We start from the raw sequence: 23,517 nt of genomic DNA on the forward strand, positions 1-23,517 counted from the left end.
GATAAACAATGATTCCATTTAATAAACCGCCGGTCGTCGGCACAGAACAACAGCAGATCGCCAACGCCTTAACCACCGGCAAACTCAGCGGCGACGGTCCATTCACCAAATTGGCGGAGCAATGGCAACAACAGCGCTTTAATGCCAAAAAAGTGTTGCTCACCCCGTCATGCACCGCTTCGTTAGAAATGGCGGCGCTGCTGATTGACATTCAACCCGGCGATGAAGTAATTATGCCGAGTTACACTTTCGTTTCCACCGCCAATGCTTTCGTATTGCGCGGTGCGACCATTGTGTTTGTCGATATACGCCAAGATACAATGAACTTGGACGAAAGTAAGATCGAAGCGGCAATCACCGCGAAAACCAAAGCGATTGTGCCGGTGCATTACGCTGGTGTCGCCTGTGAAATGGACACTATTATGGCGATTGCCGAGAAACATAAACTGTGGGTGATCGAAGACGCAGCGCAGGGCGTGATGGCAACTTATAAAGGCAAAGCGTTAGGTACTATCGGGCATATCGGTTGCTATAGTTTCCACGAAACCAAAAATTATACCGCCGGCGGTGAGGGCGGCGCCAGTCTGATTAACGATGAAAAATTGATTGAACGCGCGGAAATTATCCGTGAAAAAGGCACCAATCGCAGTCAATTTTTCCGCGGACAGGTGGATAAATACACCTGGCGTGATATGGGATCAAGCTTCTTAATGTCGGATCTGCAAGCGGCGTATCTGTATGCGCAATTCGAGGCGGCGGACGCAATCAACCAACGCCGTTTGGCAATTTGGCAGCGTTATTACCGAGCGTTTCAACCGTTTGCTAATGGGCGCGTAACCTTGCCGAGCATTCCGTCAGATTGCCGGCACAATGCGCATATGTTTTACCTCAAACTACGTGATATTGCCGACCGCACTTCCTTTATTGATGGATTGAAAGCGGCAGAGATTATGAGCGTATTCCATTATGTGCCGTTGCATTCCAGTCCGGCGGGAGAGAAATTCGGGCGTTTTGACGGCACGGATCAATTTACCACCCAAGAGAGCGAGCGCTTGGTGCGCTTGCCGTTGTTCTATAATATGACGGACAGCGAGGTGGAAAAGGTGATTTCGGTTGCGACAGCGTATCTGCAAGCGTAAGTATGACCGCACTTTGTCTATGCGAAACACTGATGAAAGTGCGGTAATCGATTTATGAAAAAATCCCTTGGCACAACCACCATTTGGACCGCGTCGTCCACCTTGGTTAAAATTCTTATCGGCTTACTGGTGGTCAAACTGCTGGCGGTGGCGTTCGGCACCGAAGGCGTCGGGCGCGCGGCGAACTATATGACGCTGTTGACCGTGCTCGGCGTATTTGCCGGCGGCGGGATTTTTAACGGCGTGACCAAATATGTGGCGGAATATGATGATAATCCGTCGCAGTTGCGTAATGTCTTGGCGACGTCCTCGTTTATTATTTTGCTGTTTTCGGCACTGGTCGGGCTATTATTATTCGCTTTTGCTACGCCGATTGCCGATTTTCTGTTTGCCGAAAGCGGCTATCATAATGTGATTCGCTCGCTTGCGCTGCTGCAATTCGGCATTGCCTTGAGTAACTATTTTCTTGCCATTTTGCGTGGACAGCGCAACGCCAAAGCCAATGCGCTGAGTATTATCGTCGGTTCATTGCTGGGCGTTATGCTGTTTTTACTGGGTTTATTCTATTTCGGTTACCAAGGGGCATTAGTCGGTTTGGCAGTTATTCCCGCGGCAGCGTTTTTACCGGCAATTTTTGCCTTGAGAAAACCATTTTCGCGGACATGGCTTAAACCGCACTTTACAACAACACAAGCGCAAAAATTACTCAAATTTTCCGGTATGGTGTTTGTCACGGCAATCACTTTACCGGTGGCGTATATTGTCATGCGGGATCGATTACTCGAATTTTATAGCGTGCATGATGTCGGGCTGTGGCAAGGTGTCAGTAAAATTTCCGATGCTTACTTACAATTTATTACCGCCGCATTCTCCGTTTACTTGTTACCGACGTTTGCCAAATTACCCGATCGTTATGCGATTAAACGGGAAGTCGGCAAGGCGTTAAAATTTGTAGTGCCGGCGGTGGTGTTGGTCAGCGTGCTAATCTATGTGTTGCGTGCGGTCGTGATCCGTGTCCTGTTTTCCGAACAATTTTTGCCGATGCAAAATTTGTTTATTTGGCAGCTTGCGGGCGATGTGTTCAAGGTGTCGGCGTATGTGTTCGGTTATCTGATTGTGGCGAAAGCGGCGTTGAAATTGTATGTGCTAGCGGAGATCAGTCAGTTTGCGTTGCTGCTTGCGACCTCGTATTGGCTGATTCCGCTGAATGGGGCAATCGGCGCAACCCAATCTTATTTCATCACCTATTTCAGCTATTTTGTATGTTGTGTGATTGGTTTTTCAGTTTACCTCAAACGTGCCAATCGTCGCCCAATCAAGGATAACTCATGAGAATTTGCCATATTTTAGGCTCGGATATTCCGCACCATAACCAAACCGTGATGGCGTTTTTCCGCGATCAACTGTGGGATCGCATTCCGCCACAAGCACGCGCGGCGTTTTATATTGTCGGCGGCGATAGCGACAATGATCCGCCGCAAGTGAAACGTTTTGCCGATAAAAAGTCATTGGCGACCTTTTTAATCCAAGAAGCGAAACAGCGCGACGATACCTTTTATCTGTTGCACGGGCAGTTTAATCTCACTATTTGGCTAGCGATTTTATTTAACCGTTTGCCGTTGGATCGGTTGGGTTGGCATATTTGGGGCGCGGATCTGTATGAGGATTCTACTCAGTTAAAATTTAAATTGTTCTATCCGTTGCGCCGCTTGGCACAGAAAAAATTACGCCATGTGTTTGCCACTGCGGGCGATCTGCAACGGTTTAGCCAACTTAATCAAACAGCAGAAAAAACGGTGCTGTATTTTCCGACCAAAATGGATCTCGGTTTGCAAGTGCCGGACAATCATCAAAGTGCGGTGCTCACGATTTTGCTTGGCAATTCCGGTGATCAATCCAATCGCCATTTAGAGGCGTTGGCACAAATCAAACAACAATTAGGCGAACAAGTGCGCATTATTATTCCGATGGGCTATCCGGAAAATAACCACGCCTATATTGCGCAGGTTCGGCAGAAAGCACGCGCCTTGTTTGCACCAAGTGCGGTTGAAATTTTAGAACGGCGTATTGAGTTTCAAGACTATTTGAGTATGTTGGCGCAATGTGATCTGGGCTATTTTATTTTTGTGCGCCAACAAGGGATTGGAACAATCTGTTTATTGACACAATTTGAGATTCCCTTGGTGTTGAATCCGCAAAATCCGTTCTGTTTGGATCTGCAACAACAGCAAGTGCCGTTTATTGCCATGAATGCGCTGAACCGCGAAGCCGTTGCACAGTGCAAAGTGCGGTTAGCGGCATTGGATAAAACGCAAATTGATTTTTTTGCGCCGAATTTTGCCGACGGCTGGATTCGGATGTTAAACGAATGGGGACAAAAATAGCCATATGTTGAGTTTAACCCAACTGAGCGCTTTGGTGCTGCTTTATACTTTCTCGCTTGTGCTGATTGGCTATCTTGCCTACCAAGCGTTTAAAAAAGTGCGGTTTTCTTTCCACCTGTTGTTTACGCTGGTTTATTTGTTGACGTTTTATTTAGGCTTTCCGTTCAGCATGATTTTGGCATTCGGTTTCAATGTACAAACATTACCGTTTGAAATTTTGTTTATTAGCCTGTTCTCCGCATTGGCATTCTATATTTTATATTATGTCTGCTATCAAGTGCGGTTGCTGCCGAAAACGATGGCTTTAAAACCGCATTCAGCGCGTACTGTTGTGCAAACGGCACGGCAAAATTCGGCCGGCGAAGGCATTATCACCGCATTGCTCTTGATGTTAGTGGCATTAATCACCATCGGCTTATTTTTCAGTTTAAACGGTTTTTTACTGTTCAAACTGGATAGTTACAGTCAAATTTTTTCACAAAGCGTCAGCGGCACCGCACTTAAACGCTTTTTCTATTTTTTCTTACCGGCATTATTGATTTTCTATTTTTTAAAACCGAGTAAACCGAATTGGTGGCTGTTTTTATTGTTCGGCGTCAGTTTCGGTGTGTTGACCTATTTATTGGTCGGCGGCACCCGTGCCAATATTGCGTTGGCAGTGGCAATTTTCTTTTTTATTGGTATCAGCAAAGGCTATATTTCGATTGTCACCTTAGCCATTGCAGGGGCAACGGCGATTGTCGCCATGTTCGGTTTGGCATTGGCGCGTTACGGCTTGGATGTCAGCGGCAGCGAAGCGTTTTATACTTTTTTATATTTGACCCGCGATACTTTTTCGCCATGGGAAAATCTGGCATTGTTGTTATCCCATTATCAACAGATTGAATTCCAAGGGCTTGCGCCGATTGTGCGTGATTTCTATGTGTTTATTCCGAAAGGCGTTTGGGAAAACCGTCCTGATTTGGTGGTCAACGCTGCCAATTACTTCACTTGGGAAGTGTTGAATTATTACGCCGGGCTGGCAATTTCACCGACGTTGCTTGGATCTTTGCTGATTATGGGCGGAATTCCGTTTATGCTGTTGGGCGCGGTCATTTGCGGCTGGCTGATCAAAGGTATGGATTTTCTTTATCACTATGCTAAACACAGCTTGAATCGCAGCAATGCGGCATTGATTCAGGCGTACTGTTTTGCCAATATTTTTAATATTATCGTGTTGGTCAGGGAAGGAATGGACGCGTTTATTTCGCGCTGGGTGTTCTTTTCGCTGATTTTTATTGCTGCGGTAGTAATCGGTAAATCGGTGGTCTTACTTATGCGCAAAACCGGCAGCGTGCGTTATAAATTCGTGAACAGTTGAGAGTAACAATGAGTAACACAATGATTGATAAAGTGACTATCCGTGGGATAGATATTTTGGCAGTGAAAGATCAAACGGCCTTTTTGGATTTTTTACTGAATGAAAACGGCGTACGGCAGGGCAAATTAATTGCCATCAATGCGGAAAAAATTATCACCGCGGAAAAACAGCCGGAAATAAAGCAATTGTTGCTCAATGCGGAGTTTAAATATGCCGACGGCATGAGTATCGTCAAATCGATTCAGAAAAAATACCCGCAATACCGCACTTTGCAACGGGTTGCCGGTTGTGACCTATGGTATGCTTTAATGGAAAAAGCCGGTAAATTAAATACGCTGGTTTTTCTGGTCGGCGGACAGCCGCAGGTCTTGGCAGAAACCGAACAGAAATTAACCGCACAATGGCAGGTGAATTTGGTTGGTTCACAAGACGGCTATTTTAAAGCTGAACAGCAAGCCGAATTGATTGAACGCATCAAAGCCAGCGGGGCGAAAATTATTACCGTTGCAATGGGGTCGCCGAAGCAAGAGCGGTTTATGTTGGCGTGCCAACAGGCATATCCTGAGGCGTTATATATGGGCGTGGGCGGTACTTATGATGTATTCACCGGGCGAGTAAAACGCGCGCCGTTAATTTGGCAAAAAGCCAATTTAGAGTGGTTGTACCGCTTATTAAGCCAGCCAACCCGTTGGCGCAGACAAGTCAATTTATTACAGTATGCCTATTACTATTTTGCCAATAAGCTGTAAAATAACCAGAAAGTTGGCAAATAACGAGCAAGTTGCATATTTTAACAGCAAGCGAGAAAAAAAATCAAAAAAGCACTAGACAAGTTATTCAGAAACACTTAATATGCGCCCCGCAACGACGCGATGTGCGCTCGTAGCTCAGTTGGATAGAGCGTTGGCCTCCGGAGCCAAAGGTCTCAGGTTCGAATCCTGTCGAGCGCGCCATGCGTTCGCATTTTGATTCAGCTAACGCTTGTCAGCAACAATGGTGGCTATAGCTCAGTTGGTAGAGCCCCGGATTGTGATTCCGGTTGTCGTGGGTTCAAGTCCCATTAGCCACCCCAATTTAACTTCTGGTTGGTTTAACAAGAAGTTGCCATCGGCGAGTAGCGCAGCTTGGTAGCGCAACTGGTTTGGGACCAGTGGGTCGTAGGTTCAAATCCTATCTCGCCGACCATTTCACTTTTTTTAAAGTTGAAATGAACCTTATCTCCTTTTCTTAAAAGGAATGAAGGTAAGGCTTTCTGTTCTTTAACAATATATCAGACAATCTGTGTGGGCACTTGTGCAAGGCATTGGTAATTTAAAGATTTAAAAAAACTAAAGTCTTAATGAGTGCTGATAGTAAATTCATAATTGAAACTTTTGTGGTTTCAATATTATAGTCAGAGATTCGTTGAGCGATTGAACTTGAATTGAAGAGTTTGATCATGGCTCAGATTGAACGCTGGCGGCAGGCTTAACACATGCAAGTCGAGCGGTAACGGGGAGTAGCTTGCTACTTTGCCGACGAGCGGCGGACGGGTGAGTAATGCTTGGGAATCTGGCTTATGGAGGGGGATAACTACGGGAAACTGTAGCTAATACCGCGTAATATCGAGAGATTAAAGGGTGGGACTTTCGGGTCACCCGCCATAAGATGAGCCCAAGTGAGATTAGGTAGTTGGTGAGGTAAAGGCTCACCAAGCCGTCGATCTCTAACTGGTCTGAGAGGATGACCAGTCACACTGGGACTGAGACACGGCCCAGACTCCTACGGGAGGCAGCAGTGGGGAATATTGCGCAATGGGGGGAACCCTGACGCAGCCATGCCGCGTGAATGAAGAAGGCCTTCGGGTTGTAAAGTTCTTTCGGTGATGAGGAAGGTGTTTTGTTTAATAGACAGAGCAATTGACGTTAGTCACAGAAGAAGCACCGGCTAACTCCGTGCCAGCAGCCGCGGTAATACGGAGGGTGCGAGCGTTAATCGGAATAACTGGGCGTAAAGGGCACGCAGGCGGATAGATAAGTGAGATGTGAAATCCCCGAGCTTAACTTGGGAACAGCATTTCATACTGTTTATCTAGAGTTTTGTAGAGAGGGGTAGAATTCCACGTGTAGCGGTGAAATGCGTAGAGATGTGGAGGAATACCGGAGGCGAAGGCGGCCCCTTGGACAAAGACTGACGCTCATGTGCGAAAGCGTGGGGAGCAAACAGGATTAGATACCCTGGTAGTCCACGCTGTAAACGATGTCGATTTGGGGGTTGCCTGTATGGGTGGCTCTCGAAGCTAACGCGTTAAATCGACCGCCTGGGGAGTACGGCCGCAAGGTTAAAACTCAAATGAATTGACGGGGGCCCGCACAAGCGGTGGAGCATGTGGTTTAATTCGATGCAACGCGAAGAACCTTACCTACTCTTGACATCCTAAGAAGAGCTCAGAGATGAGCTTGTGCCTTCGGGAACTTAGAGACAGGTGCTGCATGGCTGTCGTCAGCTCGTGTTGTGAAATGTTGGGTTAAGTCCCGCAACGAGCGCAACCCTTATCCTTTGTTGCCAGCATGTAAAGATGGGAACTCAAAGGAGACTGCCGGTGACAAACCGGAGGAAGGTGGGGATGACGTCAAGTCATCATGGCCCTTACGAGTAGGGCTACACACGTGCTACAATGGCGTATACAGAGGGAGGCGAGAGTGCGAGCTTAAGCGAATCTCTTAAAGTGCGTCGTAGTCCGGATTGGAGTCTGCAACTCGACTCCATGAAGTCGGAATCGCTAGTAATCGCAAATCAGAATGTTGCGGTGAATACGTTCCCGGGCCTTGTACACACCGCCCGTCACACCATGGGAGTGGGTTGTACCAGAAGTAGATAGCTTAACCGAAAGGGGGGCGTTTACCACGGTATGATTCATGACTGGGGTGAAGTCGTAACAAGGTAACCGTAGGGGAACCTGCGGTTGGATCACCTCCTTATATATGACTGATGATTTTGTATAGGTGTTCACACAGATTGTTTGATAGAAAAGAAGACAGACCGTATAGAGAGATAGGCTTGTAGCTCAGGTGGTTAGAGCGCACCCCTGATAAGGGTGAGGTCGGTGGTTCAAGTCCACTCAGGCCTACCAATTCTACTTATTCTGCACCGCTTTGAGGGTTGCGATACTCATATGCTCGCGCATACTGCGTTTCTCACCTCAAATCGCTTTTGAATAAGCGAATTGGCTTTTAGCTTCATCATCTTGAATATCTGCGATGCTCATGTGCTGTTCGCACACTGCGCTGCTTGATTTCAATCTGATTTTGCTAAAATCCTTGGCTGAAGTTTCTAGGACTAGCAATTAGGACTAGCTAAATACGGGAAAAAAGAAAGGGGCTATAGCTCAGCTGGGAGAGCGCCTGCTTTGCACGCAGGAGGTCAGCGGTTCGATCCCGCTTAGCTCCACCACGCTTTAACTTGTCACGACGAAGTCATTCATGACTGAAGTATCGGTGATAAGGGTTTATTGATTAATAGTGAGTTTTCTTAGCCAACGCTTTATGAGGGATTAAAAAACCTAAAGTGCGGTTAAGAGGATTGAGTATTGGTTGAAAAACCGATTTGTTCTTTAAAAATTTGGACACAAGCTAAAAACTGAAGAGAGCTCAAGCGTTCGAGAGGACGTAAGAGCTGAGTATTCGAAAATCGAGCAATCGAGAATCGAATTGGGCTTGTTTGGTGAGAAAAGGCACTGAGCAGGTCAGCGTAGGGAAACTTACGCACGAGTCAATGGAAGACGGCTTTGGGAATGGAAAGCGGACTGAACGAAACGGGCACGAAAGTGGTTAGTTGAAATGAAAGTGCGGTATAAAAATTCTTGAGGTTGTATGGTTAAGTGACTAAGCGTGCAGGGTGGATGCCTAGGCAGTCAGAGGCGAAGAAGGACGTGCTAATCTGCGAAAAGCGTGGAGGAGTTGATAAGAAGCGCTATCACTCCACGATATCCGAATGGGGAAACCCAGTAGATGAAGAATCTACTATTGTTAACTGAATCCATAGGTTAACAAGGCGAACCGGGAGAACTGAAACATCTCAGTACCCCGAGGAAAAGAAATCAATTGAGATTCCGTAAGTAGCGGCGAGCGAACACGGAGAAGCCGTTAGTGATAGTAAGTGAGTTAGGAGAATGTGTTGGGAAGCACAATCGCAGAGGGTGATAATCCCGTATCCGAAGGCACAGTTACGGTACTAAGCTAACAGCAAGTAGGGCGGGACACGAGAAATCCTGTTTGAAGATGGGGGGACCATCCTCCAAGGCTAAATACTCCTGACTGACCGATAGTGAACCAGTACCGTGAGGGAAAGGCGAAAAGAACCCTGGTGAAGGGAGTGAAATAGAACCTGAAACCCTGTACGTACAAGCAGTGGGAGCCTCTTTAATGGGGTGACTGCGTACCTTTTGTATAATGGGTCAGCGACTTATATTGTGTAGCGAGGTTAACCGAATAGGGGAGCCGAAGGGAAACCGAGTCTTAACTGGGCGAAGAGTTGCACGATATAGACCCGAAACCCGGTGATCTAGCCATGGGCAGGTTGAAGGTTGGGTAACACTAACTGGAGGACCGAACCGACTACTGTTGAAAAAGTAGCGGATGACTTGTGGCTGGGGGTGAAAGGCCAATCAAACCGGGAGATAGCTGGTTCTCCCCGAAATCTATTTAGGTAGAGCCTTAGACGAATACCTTCGGGGGTAGAGCACTGTTTCGGCTAGGGGGTCATCCCGACTTACCAACCCGATGCAAACTGCGAATACCGAAGAGTAATATCTAGGAGACACACGGCGGGTGCTAACGTTCGTCGTGAAGAGGGAAACAACCCAGACCGCCAGCTAAGGTCCCAAAGTCTATGTTAAGTGGGAAACGAAGTGGGAAGGCTTAGACAGCTAGGATGTTGGCTTAGAAGCAGCCATCATTTAAAGAAAGCGTAATAGCTCACTAGTCGAGTCGGCCTGCGCGGAAGATGTAACGGGGCTAAAACATAGCACCGAAGCTGCGGCATTCAGATGACAGATTTCAGATGTCAGGAGACAGTATGGCAATCAAGTTTGAAGATTTGAAGGTGTTTCAACGCGCTTATAAAGTGTCGTTGGAAATTCATCAAGCGAGCTTGGATTTTCCTAAGGTAGAGCAATATGCGTTAGGAGACCAAGTTAGACGGGCAAGCAAAAGCATTTGTGCAAATTTAGCCGAAGGTTTTGCAAGGCAACGTACTAAAGCGGATTTAAATCGATTTCTTAGCATGGCAATAGGCAGTGCTGATGAAATGCGAGTTTGGTTAAGATACTGTTATGACTTGAAATATGCAGATGAACAAGATTGGCAAAGATGGCGTAATGAATACGAAGAAATTGCGAAGATGTTACAAGGTTTTGGTAAAACACCGAAACCTGACGTCTGAAATCTGTCATCTGATTGGGTAGGGGAGCGTTGTGTAAGCGGAAGAAGGTGGCTCGAGAGGGCTGCTGGACGTATCACAAGTGCGAATGCTGACATAAGTAACGATAAAGGGGGTGAAAAACCCCCTCGCCGGAAGACCAAGGGTTCCTGTCCAACGTTAATCGGGGCAGGGTGAGTCGGCCCCTAAGGCGAGGCTGAAGAGCGTAGTCGATGGGAAACGGGTTAATATTCCCGTACTTGTGATAAGAGCGATGTGGGGACGGAGCAGGTTAGGTTATCCGGGTGACGGAAGTCCCGGTCCAAGCGTGTAGGATGGATGATTAGGCAAATCCGGTCATTTATATCAGAGGCGTGACGGGGAGACTCCACGGAGTCGAAGTAACCGATACCACACTTCCAGGAAAAGCCGCTAAGCTTATCTTATCATAAACCGTACTGAAAACCGACACAGGTGGTCAGGTAGAGAATACTCAGGCGCTTGAGAGAACTCGGGTGAAGGAACTAGGCAAAATAGCACCGTAACTTCGGGAGAAGGTGCGCTGACGGTAATTGAAGTCCGTTGCGGATGGAGGTGAAGTCAGTCGAAGTGACCAGCTGGCTGCAACTGTTTATTAAAAACACAGCACTCTGCAAACACGAAAGTGGACGTATAGGGTGTGACGCCTGCCCGGTGCTGGAAGGTTAATTGATGATGTGAGAGCATTTGATCGAAGCCCCAGTAAACGGCGGCCGTAACTATAACGGTCCTAAGGTAGCGAAATTCCTTGTCGGGTAAGTTCCGACCTGCACGAATGGCGTAATGATGGCCAGGCTGTCTCCACCCGAGACTCAGTGAAATTGAAATCGCCGTGAAGATGCGGTGTACCCGCGGCTAGACGGAAAGACCCCGTGAACCTTTACTATAGCTTGACACTGAACATTGAATTTTGATGTGTAGGATAGGTGGGAGACAGAGAAGTATTAACGCCAGTTAATACGGAGTCGTTGTTGAAATACCACCCTTTAAGGTTTGATGTTCTAACACAGACTGCGGCACGCGGTCGTGGACAGTGTCTGGTGGGTAGTTTGACTGGGGCGGTCTCCTCCCAAAGCGTAACGGAGGAGTACGAAGGTTTGCTAATCACGGTCGGACATCGTGAGGTTAGTACAATGGTATAAGCAAGCTTGACTGCGAGACGGACATGTCGAGCAGGTGCGAAAGCAGGTCATAGTGATCCGGTGGTTCTGAATGGAAGGGCCATCGCTCAACGGATAAAAGGTACTCCGGGGATAACAGGCTGATACCGCCCAAGAGTTCATATCGACGGCGGTGTTTGGCACCTCGATGTCGGCTCATCACATCCTGGGGCTGAAGTAGGTCCCAAGGGTATGGCTGTTCGCCATTTAAAGTGGTACGCGAGCTGGGTTTAGAACGTCGTGAGACAGTTCGGTCCCTATCTGCCGTGGGCGTTGGAAAATTGAAAGGGGCTGCTCCTAGTACGAGAGGACCGGAGTGGACGCACCGCTGGTGTTCCCGTTGTTTCGCCAGAAGCATTGCGGGGTAGCTATGTGCGGGAGAGATAAGTGCTGAAAGCATCTAAGCACGAAACTTGCCTTGAGATGAGTTTTCCCACACTTAGAGTGTGTAAGGGTTGTTTAAGACGAAGACGTAGATAGGCGGGGTGTGTAAGTGTAGTGATACATTGAGCTAACCCGTACTAATTGCCCGAGAGGCTTAACCATACAACGCTCAAGGGTTTTACCCAAAAGCCGAGAGAAAGTTGTAAGAAAAGACAAGAGACGAAAGAGCGAAGTCAGAAGCTCGAGTAGGGCTCGAGGAGTTTGAATCAGTAATAGCTTGTGACCGAATAGGAATAACAGCGAAAGAAACGCTGAAAGAATAAAAAATAGAGAACAAAACAAAGTAAGAAGAAGCAAAAACAATCAAGCCGAATTATTCCGGCGGCGATAGTGCGGTAGCACCACCTGACCCCATGCCGAACTCAGAAGTGAAATGCCGTAACGCCGATGGTAGTGTGGGGTCTCCCCATGTGAGAGTAGGACACCGCCGGATATTATTGAATAGAGAGAACAAAAGCCCTTTGCAGTCATGCGAAGGGTTTTTTGCGTTTGGGCGGAAAAAGGATTAGGGAGCGTTGGCGGATAGAGTGCAAGTGCGGTTAGCTTTACTTTTCTGATCATAAATGCATGAGAAAATACGGACAAATATTTTACGAATAATTATAATAGCCAATTATTCTCTGGATTTAATTAGTTAGCCGTTATATGGTGGGCAATTAAACTCCATATCGCAAATAAGGGAGGAATTTATGCATTGTCCTTTTTGTTCCACTGAAGATACCAAAGTGATTGATTCCCGCTTGGTTGCCGATGGCTATCAAGTGCGGCGGCGGCGAGAGTGTACGCAGTGTCGCGAACGTTTTACCACCTTTGAAACCGCGGAACTGGTGACTCCTAAAATTATCAAAAGCAACGGCAACCGCGTACCATTTGACGAAAAAAAACTGCGCTCGGGCATGCAGCGTGCGTTGGAAAAACGCCCGGTTAGTGCGGATGATATTGAAAAATCAATCAGCCATATTATTCATCAGTTACAAGCCACCGGAGAACGTGAGGTACCGAGCAAATTAGTGGGTACTTTGGTCATGGAAGAATTAAAACAATTAGATAAAGTTGGCTACATTCGTTTTGCTTCGGTCTATTTAAGTTTTGATGATATTAAACAATTCGGCGATGAAATCGAAAAATTAACTGATGAAGCGATTGTGAAAGAGCAGAATTAAGGATCAAGAATGACAGTATTTTCAGAACAAGATCGCGGTTTTATGCAACGTGCAGTGGCACTGGCGACATTAGGGCGTTGGACGGTTGATCCGAATCCTCGGGTTGGCTGTGTGATTGTGAAAGATGGTCAGATTATCGGCGAAGGTTATCACCAGAAAGCCGGACAGGGGCATGCGGAAGCCAATGCTTTTCAGCAATGTGAAGTGAATAGGCAAAGTGCGGTCGGCGCAACATTGTATGTCACTTTGGAACCCTGTTCTCATTTTGGCAGAACACCGCCCTGTTCACATAAAATTATTGAGAATGGTATCAAAAGAGTTGTGGTTGCAATGCGGGATCCGAATCCCCTCGTTGCAGGCAAAGGGATCACTTTATTGCAGGAAGCGGGGATTACAGTCGAAGTCGGTTTGTTGGAACAAGAAGCAGAGGAGCTGAATAAAGGCTTCCTAAAAAGAATGAGAACCGGACGTCCATTCGTACAATTGAAAATGGCAATGACGATTGACGGTAAAACCGCAACCGCTTCAGGTGAAAGTAAGTGGATCACCGGCGAAGCGGCACGGGCGGAAGTGCAGGATTACCGGGCTGCGGCGAGTGCGATTTTATCCGCCAGTGGCACGGTGTTGGTTGATGATCCGTTATTAAATGTGCGTTGGCAGCAATTGCCGCCGACGATTCAAGCCGTGTATCCTGAACAAAAATTACGCCAACCGGTACGGATTATTATGGACTCTAAGCATCGGATTCGTGCTTATCATAAATTATTCAGTATCGAAAGTGCGGTTTGGTTGGTGGGTAACGCGAACCAGATACGGGATTTGTCATCTTTTCCGGATTTTGTCGAGGCGCTTGAACTGAATTCTTCCGCTCACCAATTGACCGCTTTGATGGATGAATTAGGCAAGCGTGAAATCAACACGTTATGGATTGAAGCCGGCGCAAATCTGGCAGGTTCGCTAATCAGTGCCGGCTTAGTCGATGAACTGATTGTGTATATTGCCCCGAAATTACTCGGCGATCAGGCGCGTGGTTTATGCCATTTGCCGGATTTGCACTGTCTTGCTGATGCGCCGCAGTGGAAATTGGTTGCCACGGCACGGGTCGGCGAGGACTTTAAAATGGTTTATCGCCCTGATTTGGCCGAAAGCGGAGAGACGGTATGTTAAAAAAAATTCTACAATCCGCGTTAATCGGATTATGTGCCGCCGCATTCGTATTGGCATTAGCCCCGCTATGGCAAGGGAAGAAAACATGGTTTGCGGGTGACGATTCATTACAAATCATTTCTTATGCCAGTGCGGTACGCATTGCCGCGCCGGCGGTGGTTAATGTTTATAATCAAGCGCTGCAAGGCACGAATAATCTTGGTGATAACCATGAATTGCGTGTCAATAATTTGGGTTCCGGCGTGATTATGCGGGCTGACGGCTATATTCTGACTAACCGGCATGTGATTAATAATGCGGATCAAATTGTGGTGGCATTGCAAACGGGGCAGCTGTACCAAGCAACTTTAATCGGCTCCGATAGCCTGACCGATTTAGCTGTGTTAAAAATTCAGGCGGATAATTTGCCGACGATTCCACAAAATAACAACCGTCGGGTTTATGTCGGCGATGTGGCGTTGGCGATTGGCAATCCTTATAACTTAGGGCAAAGTGTCAGCCAAGGGATTATCAGCGCACTGGGACGCAGTGCCTTGGGTGAAATCGGGCGGCAAAATTTTATCCAAACCGACGCTTCGATTAATCGCGGCAATTCCGGTGGCGCACTGATTAATACCGCCGGAGAGCTGATTGGTATCAATACGCTGAGTATCGGCAAAGATAGTGCTGAAATTGCCGAAGGCTTAAGTTTTGCCATTCCGATTGATATTGCCAATGAGGTGTTGAAAAAAATCATTCAAGACGGACGAGTCATTCGCGGCTATTTCGGGGTAGAAAGCCAAATTTTCTATAATAATGAAGATCAGCTGGGGCTCAATCAGCGCGGCGTACTGGTGACCGCCGTTGCTGAAAATGGTCCGGCGGCTGAAGCCGGAATCAAACAAGGGGATCTGATTGTTCAATTTAATGGCAATGCGGTCAATTCGCCGACCGAACTGTTGCAAATTATCGCCGATACCCGCCCGGGAACACGGGTTGAAGTGCAGGTCGAACGGTTAGGACAAGTGCTGACCTTACCGGTGACAATCGCCGAATATCCGCAACAAAAGTAAGTATTATGCGTATTTTACTGGTTGAAGACGACAATATGATCGGCGAAGTGCTGAAAGCCAGTTTGAAAGATGCGGCATATGCAGTGGATTGGGTGCAAGACGGGCAGGCGGCATGGGTTGCGCTGCAAATCCAAACATACGATATTTTGCTGCTGGATTTGGGCTTGCCCAAAAAAGACGGTTTGCAGCTGCTGAACGAACTGCGACAGCAAAATGAGCAGATGGCGGTGCTGATTGTGACCGCGCGGGACGATTTGCCGAGTCGTATCGGTGGCTTGGATGGCGGCGCAGACGATTATCTGGTGAAACCGTTTGATATGGCTGAGCTGCTGGCGCGTTTGCGTGCGGTTGTACGGCGTAAAAATCAACAGGGAAAACGCCGTCTAAGCAACGGCTATCTCACCTTGGATGATGATAGTCATCAGGTTTTTTTAGCCGAACATCCTAACGGCATTGCACTAACACAAAAAGAATTTGCTTTGCTACAAACTTTGTTACAACACCCCGGTAAAATCTATTCCAGAGCGGAATTAGAAGATAAATTGTACCCTTGGGGCGAAGAAGTGGAAAGTAATGCGGTCGATTATCTGATCCACGCCTTGCGTAAAAAACTGGGCAAGCAGAGTATTCGCAATATTCGCGGCGCCGGTTGGACGATTCCGAAAGGAACGTCGACGCAGTAACATAAGAGATGTAGTATGAAAAATTCGATTCGGCGTAAATTGATTCTCAGCTTAACCCTTCTCTCCGTCACGGCAGCGTTGCTGACCGCACTTTTCATTTTTTATGCTTCCTTTAAATTCGCTTACCGCCTGCAAGACGATATTTTGCAGCAAAGTGCGCTATTTATCGGTGCGGATACGCCGGTGAGCGAAGTTGCGCTGAATAATCGTGATAATCAGATTTTTGTGCATAATGTGCTGACGCCACCGGATAAACCCTATTTTATCCCTAATTTAGCTTCTTATGCCGACGGTTTGCATAGCCTGACGCTACAGGGACGGCATTATCGGGCGTACATTAAGCACGAGCAAACACAACCGGTGGCGGTGTTGTTCGATGAAGAAGAATTTCGTGATGAAATCGCCGCTTATGCTGCCGGGCTGGGAACGGCGCCAATGCTGCTGTTTATTTTATTGATGTTACCGTTGGCGGCATGGGTGGTACAGCGTAGTTTACGCCCGATTAATCAGCTGTCCGAACAGGTTAAACAAAGGAGCGAAAGTGATTTGACCGCACTTGATGAAGACAATATCCCGACCGAGATCCACGCTTTTGTACAATCGATCAATCACTTATTCAGCAAAGTTGATCGCAGTGTACGCCAGCAACAGCGCTTTATTGCCGATGCCGCGCATGAGCTGCGCAGCCCGATGACCGCACTTTCATTACAATTGGAGCGGTTCTTACAGCAAAATACCCTTCCCGAAGCCGCAGAAACACAGTTAAGCGGGATTAGCCGAAGTGTCGTACGGGTTCGCCATTTGTTAGAACAACTGTTATTGTTGGCAAGGGTGCAAGCGGAACACATTGAACCTACACGCCGGATAGTGTCGCTGTTAGCGGTTTATCGCCGGGTCTTGACCGATTTATTACCCTTAGCCGACGCAAAACGGCAAGATATCGGCGTAGTCAGTAAAACGGATTGTCATATTTTAGCCAATGAAGACGAACTTTATTTGTTGATAAAAATCTTATGCGAAAATGCCATTCGTTATACCCCGATTGGCGGGCAGATTGATTTGGATTTGCAGCAAGGCGCAAGTGCGGTGATCCTGAGTGTTGATGATAACGGCGTCGGGATCGCCGAATCGGAGCGGGAACGGGTGCTAGAGCCGTTTTACCGTATCCTTGGCAGCGGAGAACAAGGTACCGGCTTGGGATTGGCGATTGCGGATAATATTGTCAAACGCTATCGAGGGAGGCTGATCTTGGCAGATACAATCCGCTTTGCACATGGATTAAGTGTGAAAATCCGGTTACCGTACCCATCGCTACAGGCACCCTAATTTTTAGCTAATTTTTCTTCTGTATTGTGGCATTGAATCTTGAAGGATACAGAGGACATATTTGTGAAATTCCCCAAATTTCTACCGCACTTTTCATTAACCAGTAGCAAATTGCAAGCCTATGTCGCGCTTTATTTCACTTTGATACTGAATTATGCGTTTTACCGTGCCATATTGACCGCGCACCCGTTTACCGGCGCAAGCTATGACTACTTTTTATTGACTATTCCGTTATTTATCTTTTTTACCTTAAATGCAGTGTATCAATTATTGGCATTGCCTTACCTACATAAAATCATCATGCCGTTATTGCTGATTACCAGTGCGGCAATTGGCTATAATACTTTGTTTTATAATGTCTATTTTGATACCAACATGTTGGAAAACGTGTTGCAGACCACTTCGACCGAAGCCGGCAAATTGATTACGTTGCCCTATTTGCTGTGGATTGCCGTGTTTGGTGTCTTGCCGGCATTGCTGTATTTAGGTGTAAAAGTACGATACCGCACTTGGCATAAAGAAATTGCGCTGCGTGCTTTGATGATTCTCCTTTCGCTGGTGGTAATAGCTGGGATCGCTAAAGTTTATTATCAGGATTATGCTTTTTTTGTGCGCAATAATAAACAAACGGTTAATTTGATTGTACCGAGTAATTTTATCGGCGCCGGTGTGAATGAAGTAAAACGTGTGCGTCAAGCAAACCGTCCGTTTGAACGGATTGGCTTAGATGCCAAACAAGTGAAAGCAGACGGACAAAGACGGCGGGTGTTGGTGCTAGTGCCCGGAGAAACCACCCGTGCGCAGAATTGGGGCTTGAACGGCTACCAGCGCCAAACCACGCCTAAATTGGCGGCGCGCGGGACAGCGGTGGTGAACTTTCCGAATGTCAGCAGCTGCGGCACGGCAACCGCACTTTCATTGCCTTGTATGTTTTCCGTGATGGATCGTGATCATTACAACGGTTCAGTGGCACAAAAGCAGGATAGCGTGTTGGATTTGATTCAACGCAGCGGCGCAAATGTGCTGTGGTTGGATAATGACAGCGGCTGTAAATATGTGTGTGATCGCGTGCCGAATGAAAATGTCAGCGCATTGCAATTGCCGGAGTTTTGCCGCAACGGGGAATGTTTGGATAATATTCTGCTATACAATTTTGAACGGCAGATCAGTGCAGATCCGAGTAAAGACCTGGTGATTGCACTGCATACCATGGGCAACCACGGTCCGACTTATTCGGAACGTTATAGCGAAGAATATCACCGCTTTATTCCGAGTTGCGATACGCAGGATATTGCCAAGTGCAGCCAAGAACAGCTGGTGAACAGCTATGACAACGGCGTATTGTATATTGATCAGTTTTTGGATCGGATTATTGCTAAACTTCAGCAACATAGCGAATGGAATACCGCACTTTACTATGTTTCCGATCACGGCGAATCCTTAGGCGAAAGCGGAATGTACTTACACGGTGCGCCGTATTCGATTGCCCCGAAAGAACAAACCCGAGTGCCGATGATTTTCTGGGCTTCCGACGGCTGGAAACAACAAACCGGTTTGAATACGCAATGCTTGCAGCAACAAGCCGACAGCAATGCCTATTCCCACGACAATTATTTCCATTCCGTGTTAGGTTTGATGGAGATTAAAACAGAAGTATATCAAGCGCAACAAGATCTGTTTGCCGCTTGTCGTTAAGCAAGTGCGGTTTACATCCAGTGCAATTGTTTTAAGATCACAATGCCGAGAGATGAGCCGAACATCGCCGCAAACGTGGTGATACCGATAATGTTGGCGGCGGTTTTGGCATTACCGCCCATACTGTGTACCATTGCGTAGCTGGCAGCGGCGGTCGGGGTGGCGCTCATTAAAAACAGAATGCCTAGCTCCATGCCGTGTAAACCGAAAGCACGCGCAATCAGCACCATCACCAAAGGGGCTAACAGCACCCTGCCGATACTGGCTTGGATGGCGACGGTTGAGGAGCTGTCCATGTTTCTCAAATTCAAACTGGCGCCGGCGCAGAGCAGGGCTAACGGCAATGTCATATTGGCAAGATAGTCGCCGGTGCTGATCAAGGTGTCGGGCAAAGTAAAGCCGAGATTGCTAAATAATAGTGCGCAGACAATCGCAATAATCAATGGATTTTTTAACAGTTGTTTGAAAATATAAGTTAGATTGGCTTTGCCTCCTTCAGCGAGGGAACGGCTGAGCGTAATAACTGCCAATACATTGAATAATAAGGTGATCATAGCGGTATAAACGGAAGCGATTGCCAAACCTGCCGAGCCGTAGGCATTCGCACATAACGACAGCCCGATAATGCCGCTATTCGCGCGGAACACGCCTTGTACAAAAGTACCGCGTTCTCTTTTCTCTTTGACATAACGTAGCGCAAACCATTCGGCAAGCAAAAATAAAACCAACGTGCTAAGCGTGCCGAGACCGACAAGGGTGATTTGGGCGCCATAGTCCGTTGGATTTTTGATGATACTCAGAAACAACAGTGCCGGCAGGGTGATGTTAAACACCAATTTTGCGCCTTGATTGCTGAATTGGTCGTTGATCATCCGGATTTTTTTCAGATAGATACCGAGTAACAACATGAGGATATTCGGCAAGGTAACCGCAATAGAAAAGAGAATGGAATCGAGAAATCCGTTTTGCATTTGCTGTCCTTGTAACCCTCCCTGCGCAAGCGGAGAGGGAAATTGAACTAATGGGTATCAGAAAGTCTTATCTTTTTGATTTTTTGATAAATTTCATCAACCGTTTGCGCTTACGCAACTGGTTCGGCGTTAAAGTGTTGCGCCGTCCGGCAAACGGGTTGTTGCCTTCTTGGAATTGAATCCGAATCGGAGTGCCGATAATTTTCAGGCTGCGACGGTAATAATTGGACAGATAGCGTTTATACGAATCCGCCAGCTTATCCAGCTGGTTACCGTGGATCACGATAATCGGCGGATTGTGTCCGCCCGGGTGGGCGTATTTCAGTTTAATCCGTCTGCCGGCTGCCAATGGCGGTTGGTGTTCGTCGGTCGCCATTTGCAAAATACGCGTCAACATTGAAGTGGAGAAACGTTTGGTGGCGCATTCGTAGGCTTCCTGCACCGAATCAAACAGATTGCCGACCCCGCTGCCGTGTAGGGCCGAGATAAAATGAATGCGCGCAAAATCAATAAAATCCAAACGGCGATCCAATTCGGACTTCACCTGATCCTTAATATCTTGGCTCAAGCCGTCCCATTTATTGACCACGATCACCAACGAGCGACCGGCATTCAGAATAAAGCCGAGTAGAGATAAATCTTGGTCGGAAATCCCTTCGCGTGCGTCAATCGTCAGCAATACCACATTGGCATCTTGGATCGCTTGCAGGGTTTTGATCACCGAGAATTTTTCGACGGCTAAAGTCACTTTGCCGCGCTTGCGCACACCGGCGGTGTCGATGAGGGTATAGTGCTGTCCGTCGCGCTCCATCGGGATATAAATACTGTCACGGGTGGTGCCGGGCAAATCGTACACCACCACGCGATCTTCGCCTAAAATACGGTTAGTCAGGGTGGATTTGCCGACATTCGGGCGACCGACAATGGCGATTTTGATGTTTTTTTGCTGTTCTTCTTCCGCTTCTTCGTCTTCCGCCAGTGCGCTGTCTAAAAGTGCGGTATCTTCTTCGTTATTAAAATCAAAATCGTGATCCCATTCATCGGCTTCAACCGCACTTTCATCGTCGTTTTCGTTTTGTTGCAATTGTGCCGCAAACGGTGCTAGTACGTCTTCGATTAATTGGGTTACGCCGCGTCCTTGTGCCGCTGCGATTTGTGAAATCTCGCCTAAACCCAGTTGATAAAATTCGGCGCAATGGGAGTCGGCGTCAATGCCGTCGGTTTTGTTTGCCACCACCACAGTGGTTTTTTCCCGTTGGCGCAGATAGTTGGCAATGCCGATATCCGGCGGCATTAAGCCGGCGCGCGCGTCAACCATAAACAAAACGACATCGGCTTCTTCAATCGCCAACAGCGATTGTTCCGCCATTTTTTCTTCGACGCCTTCTTCGGTGCCGTCAATGCCGCCGGTATCGATTACGATAAAATCATAACCGGCAATGTGTGCGTGTCCGTATTTGCGATCACGGGTCAAACCGGGAAAATCGGCAACCAAGGCATCACGGGTGCGGGTTAAGCGGTTAAACAGCGTGGATTTACCCACGTTAGGGCGACCGACCAGGGCGACAACAGGAGTATGGGCAGGAGTCATAAAAAACCTCGATGAATGAATATTTTTGCGCTATTCATTGTGTTTAAATTGTGCAAGATGATACCGAATTTTCGGGGTGACGAATAGCGAAAGTTATCGCGCTGACCGCACTTTTAGTGTTTCTCGTCAAATTTAGCCCAATAAAAAACCCGATATTTGCATATCGGGCTGAATAAATTGGCGGAATGGACGGGACTCGAACCCGCGACCCCCTGCGTGACAGGCAGGTATTCTAACCAGCTGAACTACCACTCCGCACTGAAATATCAGTGTATTTTGAGGCTAAGTCGATATCGTAAAACACAATATCATATAATTTGTTGGCGGAATGGACGGGACTCGAACCCGCGACCCCCTGCGTGACAGGCAGGTATTCTAACCAGCTGAACTACCACTCCGCGATTAGGTGAGGCGCATGATAAAGGGCTGTGCGCCTTTCGTCAATCATTTTTTGCCAAACTGTTTTTGATTGCTTAATCCATAAACGAATTACGCCAAATGTTGCTTAATGCAGATGGTTTTCTGTGCGTTTTTGCCAAAAACAGTTGTCTTTACTTTTTTTACTAATCAGCTTTAAGTATTCTAAATGCGCTTCTAATTCGGTTTCATCCGGCGCAATGGTGCGAAATTGTGCCAAGTGCGGTTGCAAATGAGCCGTTCGGATATTTTCGCGCTTGTCGCCGGCAATATGCGCGTCATCATCATGGTGTTCTTCGCCAAACAGACTGACTTGCCCGCCGGTCATTTGCAGATAAACATCGGCTAAAATTTCGGCATCGAGTAATGCGCCGTGCAAGGTGCGCTTGCTGTTGTCAATATTCAAGCGATCACATAAAGCATCCAGGTTATTGCGCTTGCCGGGATACAGCTTACGCGCCATTGCCAGACTGTCGGTCACCACGCTGATGTCAGCGGTTTTCAGGTTTTTGGTTTTGGCGAGTTTGCCGAATTCATAATCGATAAAGCCGACGTCAAACGGCGCATTATGGATAATCAGCTCGGCACCGCGGATAAATTCGATAAATTCATCGGCAATCGCGTCGAAAGAGGGCTTATCCGCCAACATTTCATCGGTAATTCCGTGGACTTTGATTGCCTCCGGATCCACCGGACGGTTCGGTTTGATATAAACGTGAAAGGTGCGCCCGGTTAAGCGGCGATTTATCATCTCCACTGCACCAATCTCAATAATACAGTGCCCTTCGTAATGCGCACCAAACTGGTTCATGCCTGTGGTTTCGGTATCCAATACAATTTGGCGTTCCGGGGTAATCAGTTCTGACATAGCATTCCTAAAATTTGAAATGGGAAGATAAATGATTTTTTGGCAACATTTTTTGGTGCAACACCGCAATAATGATAATCTCAGTTGATTTTTTTATGTAATAAATCATATGGCTTTTATAAGGGAAGCTGAAAACCATTTCACCAACATCATTTCTCTCTTTTCCGGCATTGGGATTTTGTACTAAAAATTGCATCGTTGCTTTCATTTCAGCCAGATACTGTTCGGTTTGTAATTTGCCCCATTTTTCGAGTATATAGCGACGAATATGAATCAGATCAGATTTTGCGGCAACCGAAAGTTGAAATGAATATTTTTTAATCGTCATATTCGCCATTGTTTAACGCATTGAAAAAATCATCCCCCGAAATCAAACGCTGATGGCATATATCATGTTGGGCTTGCTGCGCCCGTTGTTGTAGCAACTGCAATTTTAACCATTCGATATTTTCATACTCCGCCATTGACATCATCACTGCTACGGCTTTGCCGCCCTGATTGATTTGCAACGTATCGTTTTGCACTTTCAACAGCATATGATTGAAATGGGTTTGCGCCTGATTGGCATTGATAGACTCCATACAACCTCCTTTATAATCTGAAGTGAGTATAATCGAATTACGGCAGAATCAAAACCGCTATAGAGCATTCACAAAAATTA

16 protein-coding genes, 7 tRNA genes and 3 rRNA genes are annotated in these 23,517 nt (G+C 47.1%); 19 read left to right on the forward strand and 7 right to left on the reverse strand.

The annotated features are described in order from the left end of the window. The first annotated feature begins 8 nt into the window (after positions 1 to 8). From rffA to ACWA5Z_RS08810, 19 genes are all read left to right on the forward strand, one after another. Positions 9 to 1,139: a dTDP-4-amino-4,6-dideoxygalactose transaminase gene (gene rffA / locus ACWA5Z_RS08720; RefSeq protein ID WP_431051510.1), complete on the forward strand. Its 1,131-nt coding sequence runs from the start codon at positions 9 to 11 to the stop codon at positions 1,137 to 1,139. 54 nt (positions 1,140 to 1,193) lie between these two features. Next, positions 1,194 to 2,471 (forward strand): lipid III flippase WzxE, encoded by a 1,278-nt coding sequence (gene wzxE, locus ACWA5Z_RS08725; protein WP_431051512.1) that lies wholly within the window; start codon positions 1,194 to 1,196, stop codon positions 2,469 to 2,471. Next, a complete protein-coding gene (locus ACWA5Z_RS08730; protein ID WP_431051514.1) occupies positions 2,468 to 3,523 on the forward strand; it encodes a TDP-N-acetylfucosamine:lipid II N-acetylfucosaminyltransferase in 1,056 nt (351 codons plus the stop codon). Before wzxE ends, ACWA5Z_RS08730 begins: the two co-directional genes overlap by 4 nt. A 4-nt stretch (positions 3,524 to 3,527) precedes the next feature. Further along, complete coding sequence (gene wzyE / locus ACWA5Z_RS08735) at positions 3,528 to 4,883, forward strand: ECA oligosaccharide polymerase (protein ID WP_431051516.1); 1,356 nt, start codon at positions 3,528 to 3,530, stop codon at positions 4,881 to 4,883. A 20-nt stretch (positions 4,884 to 4,903) separates the two neighbouring features. Next, positions 4,904 to 5,632 carry a lipopolysaccharide N-acetylmannosaminouronosyltransferase gene (gene wecG, locus ACWA5Z_RS08740; protein ID WP_431054323.1) on the forward strand — a complete coding sequence of 243 codons (729 nt, stop codon included), beginning with the start codon at positions 4,904 to 4,906 and terminating at the stop codon, positions 5,630 to 5,632. A 127-nt stretch (positions 5,633 to 5,759) separates the two neighbouring features. After that, positions 5,760 to 5,836: transfer RNA gene (locus ACWA5Z_RS08745), tRNA-Arg, on the forward strand. A gap of 43 nt (positions 5,837 to 5,879) precedes the next feature. After that, positions 5,880 to 5,955 (forward strand) — tRNA-His (locus ACWA5Z_RS08750). A 36-nt stretch (positions 5,956 to 5,991) separates the two neighbouring features. Further along, positions 5,992 to 6,068: transfer RNA gene (locus ACWA5Z_RS08755), tRNA-Pro, on the forward strand. 235 nt (positions 6,069 to 6,303) lie between these two features. Further along, positions 6,304 to 7,843 (forward strand): 16S ribosomal RNA (locus tag ACWA5Z_RS08760). Between the two features lie 75 nt (positions 7,844 to 7,918). Next, positions 7,919 to 7,995, forward strand: a tRNA-Ile gene (locus ACWA5Z_RS08765). 244 nt (positions 7,996 to 8,239) lie between these two features. Beyond that, positions 8,240 to 8,315: transfer RNA gene (locus ACWA5Z_RS08770), tRNA-Ala, on the forward strand. A 421-nt stretch (positions 8,316 to 8,736) separates the two neighbouring features. After that, a 23S ribosomal RNA gene (locus ACWA5Z_RS08775) occupies positions 8,737 to 12,025 on the forward strand. 215 nt (positions 12,026 to 12,240) lie between these two features. Further along, a 5S ribosomal RNA gene (gene rrf / locus ACWA5Z_RS08780) occupies positions 12,241 to 12,356 on the forward strand. The 16S, 23S and 5S rRNA genes sit together here with 5 tRNA genes alongside, the layout of an rRNA operon. 256 nt (positions 12,357 to 12,612) lie before the next feature. Then, positions 12,613 to 13,086 (forward strand): transcriptional regulator NrdR, encoded by a 474-nt coding sequence (nrdR, locus tag ACWA5Z_RS08785; protein WP_431051518.1) that lies wholly within the window; start codon positions 12,613 to 12,615, stop codon positions 13,084 to 13,086. A 9-nt stretch (positions 13,087 to 13,095) separates the two neighbouring features. Beyond that, positions 13,096 to 14,253 carry a bifunctional diaminohydroxyphosphoribosylaminopyrimidine deaminase/5-amino-6-(5-phosphoribosylamino)uracil reductase RibD gene (gene ribD, locus ACWA5Z_RS08790; protein WP_431051520.1) on the forward strand — a complete coding sequence of 386 codons (1,158 nt, stop codon included), beginning with the start codon at positions 13,096 to 13,098 and terminating at the stop codon, positions 14,251 to 14,253. Beyond that, positions 14,247 to 15,305 carry an outer membrane-stress sensor serine endopeptidase DegS gene (degS, locus tag ACWA5Z_RS08795; RefSeq protein ID WP_431051522.1) on the forward strand — a complete coding sequence of 353 codons (1,059 nt, stop codon included), beginning with the start codon at positions 14,247 to 14,249 and terminating at the stop codon, positions 15,303 to 15,305. The genes ribD and degS overlap by 7 nt, the downstream gene beginning before the upstream one ends. A gap of 5 nt (positions 15,306 to 15,310) precedes the next feature. After that, complete coding sequence (locus ACWA5Z_RS08800; RefSeq protein WP_431051524.1) at positions 15,311 to 15,988, forward strand: response regulator; 678 nt, start codon at positions 15,311 to 15,313, stop codon at positions 15,986 to 15,988. Between the two features lie 15 nt (positions 15,989 to 16,003). Beyond that, positions 16,004 to 17,314, forward strand: a complete 1,311-nt coding sequence (locus ACWA5Z_RS08805; protein WP_431051526.1) for a sensor histidine kinase — start codon at positions 16,004 to 16,006, stop codon at positions 17,312 to 17,314. A 63-nt stretch (positions 17,315 to 17,377) separates the two neighbouring features. Then, positions 17,378 to 19,009, forward strand: coding sequence for a phosphoethanolamine transferase (locus tag ACWA5Z_RS08810; RefSeq protein WP_431051528.1), 1,632 nt, complete (start codon positions 17,378 to 17,380; stop codon positions 19,007 to 19,009). 11 nt (positions 19,010 to 19,020) lie between these two features. Here the strand turns inward: ACWA5Z_RS08810 and ACWA5Z_RS08815 are convergent, their stop codons facing one another. The 7 genes from ACWA5Z_RS08815 to ACWA5Z_RS08845 all read right to left on the reverse strand — a co-directional run bounded on the left by ACWA5Z_RS08815 (position 19,021) and on the right by ACWA5Z_RS08845 (position 23,437). After that, positions 19,021 to 19,980, reverse strand: coding sequence for an AEC family transporter (locus tag ACWA5Z_RS08815; protein WP_431051530.1), 960 nt, complete (start codon positions 19,978 to 19,980; stop codon positions 19,021 to 19,023). 67 nt (positions 19,981 to 20,047) lie between these two features. Next, positions 20,048 to 21,571, reverse strand: coding sequence for a ribosome biogenesis GTPase Der (gene der, locus ACWA5Z_RS08820; RefSeq protein ID WP_431051532.1), 1,524 nt, complete (start codon positions 21,569 to 21,571; stop codon positions 20,048 to 20,050). Positions 21,572 to 21,749: 178 nt separating this feature from the next. Next, positions 21,750 to 21,826 (reverse strand) — tRNA-Asp (locus tag ACWA5Z_RS08825). Between the two features lie 66 nt (positions 21,827 to 21,892). Then, positions 21,893 to 21,969, reverse strand: a tRNA-Asp gene (locus ACWA5Z_RS08830). Between the two features lie 107 nt (positions 21,970 to 22,076). Further along, positions 22,077 to 22,856: a DNA polymerase III subunit epsilon gene (gene dnaQ / locus ACWA5Z_RS08835; protein ID WP_431051534.1), complete on the reverse strand. Its 780-nt coding sequence runs from the start codon at positions 22,854 to 22,856 to the stop codon at positions 22,077 to 22,079. 7 nt (positions 22,857 to 22,863) lie between these two features. Next, positions 22,864 to 23,184: a type II toxin-antitoxin system RelE/ParE family toxin gene (locus tag ACWA5Z_RS08840; RefSeq protein ID WP_431051536.1), complete on the reverse strand. Its 321-nt coding sequence runs from the start codon at positions 23,182 to 23,184 to the stop codon at positions 22,864 to 22,866. Continuing rightward, positions 23,174 to 23,437, reverse strand: a complete 264-nt coding sequence (locus tag ACWA5Z_RS08845; RefSeq protein ID WP_431051538.1) for a type II toxin-antitoxin system Phd/YefM family antitoxin — start codon at positions 23,435 to 23,437, stop codon at positions 23,174 to 23,176. Before ACWA5Z_RS08845 ends, ACWA5Z_RS08840 begins: the two co-directional genes overlap by 11 nt. Positions 23,438 to 23,517 lie beyond the last annotated feature (80 nt).

The sequence above is a fragment of the Testudinibacter sp. P80/BLE/0925 genome (genome assembly GCF_053570785.1).

Bases quoted from the DNA above. Each gene is read 5' to 3' on its own strand.
- ACWA5Z_RS08730 (WP_431051514.1), top strand. From the start codon at position 2,468: ATGAGAATTTGCCATATTTTAGGCTCGGATATTCCGCACCATAACCAA.
- degS (WP_431051522.1), top strand. From the start codon at position 14,247: ATGTTAAAAAAAATTCTACAATCCGCGTTAATCGGATTATGTGCCGCC.
- ACWA5Z_RS08815 (WP_431051530.1), bottom strand. From the start codon at position 19,980: ATGCAAAACGGATTTCTCGATTCCATTCTCTTTTCTATTGCGGTTACC.
- wzxE (WP_431051512.1), top strand. From the start codon at position 1,194: ATGAAAAAATCCCTTGGCACAACCACCATTTGGACCGCGTCGTCCACC.
- wzyE (WP_431051516.1), top strand. From the start codon at position 3,528: ATGTTGAGTTTAACCCAACTGAGCGCTTTGGTGCTGCTTTATACTTTC.
- rffA (WP_431051510.1), top strand. From the start codon at position 9: ATGATTCCATTTAATAAACCGCCGGTCGTCGGCACAGAACAACAGCAG.
- dnaQ (WP_431051534.1), bottom strand. From the start codon at position 22,856: ATGTCAGAACTGATTACCCCGGAACGCCAAATTGTATTGGATACCGAA.
- der (WP_431051532.1), bottom strand. From the start codon at position 21,571: ATGACTCCTGCCCATACTCCTGTTGTCGCCCTGGTCGGTCGCCCTAAC.
- ribD (WP_431051520.1), top strand. From the start codon at position 13,096: ATGACAGTATTTTCAGAACAAGATCGCGGTTTTATGCAACGTGCAGTG.
- ACWA5Z_RS08840 (WP_431051536.1), bottom strand. From the start codon at position 23,184: ATGACGATTAAAAAATATTCATTTCAACTTTCGGTTGCCGCAAAATCT.
- ACWA5Z_RS08845 (WP_431051538.1), bottom strand. From the start codon at position 23,437: ATGGAGTCTATCAATGCCAATCAGGCGCAAACCCATTTCAATCATATG.
- nrdR (WP_431051518.1), top strand. From the start codon at position 12,613: ATGCATTGTCCTTTTTGTTCCACTGAAGATACCAAAGTGATTGATTCC.
- wecG (WP_431054323.1), top strand. From the start codon at position 4,904: ATGATTGATAAAGTGACTATCCGTGGGATAGATATTTTGGCAGTGAAA.
- ACWA5Z_RS08800 (WP_431051524.1), top strand. From the start codon at position 15,311: ATGCGTATTTTACTGGTTGAAGACGACAATATGATCGGCGAAGTGCTG.
- ACWA5Z_RS08805 (WP_431051526.1), top strand. From the start codon at position 16,004: ATGAAAAATTCGATTCGGCGTAAATTGATTCTCAGCTTAACCCTTCTC.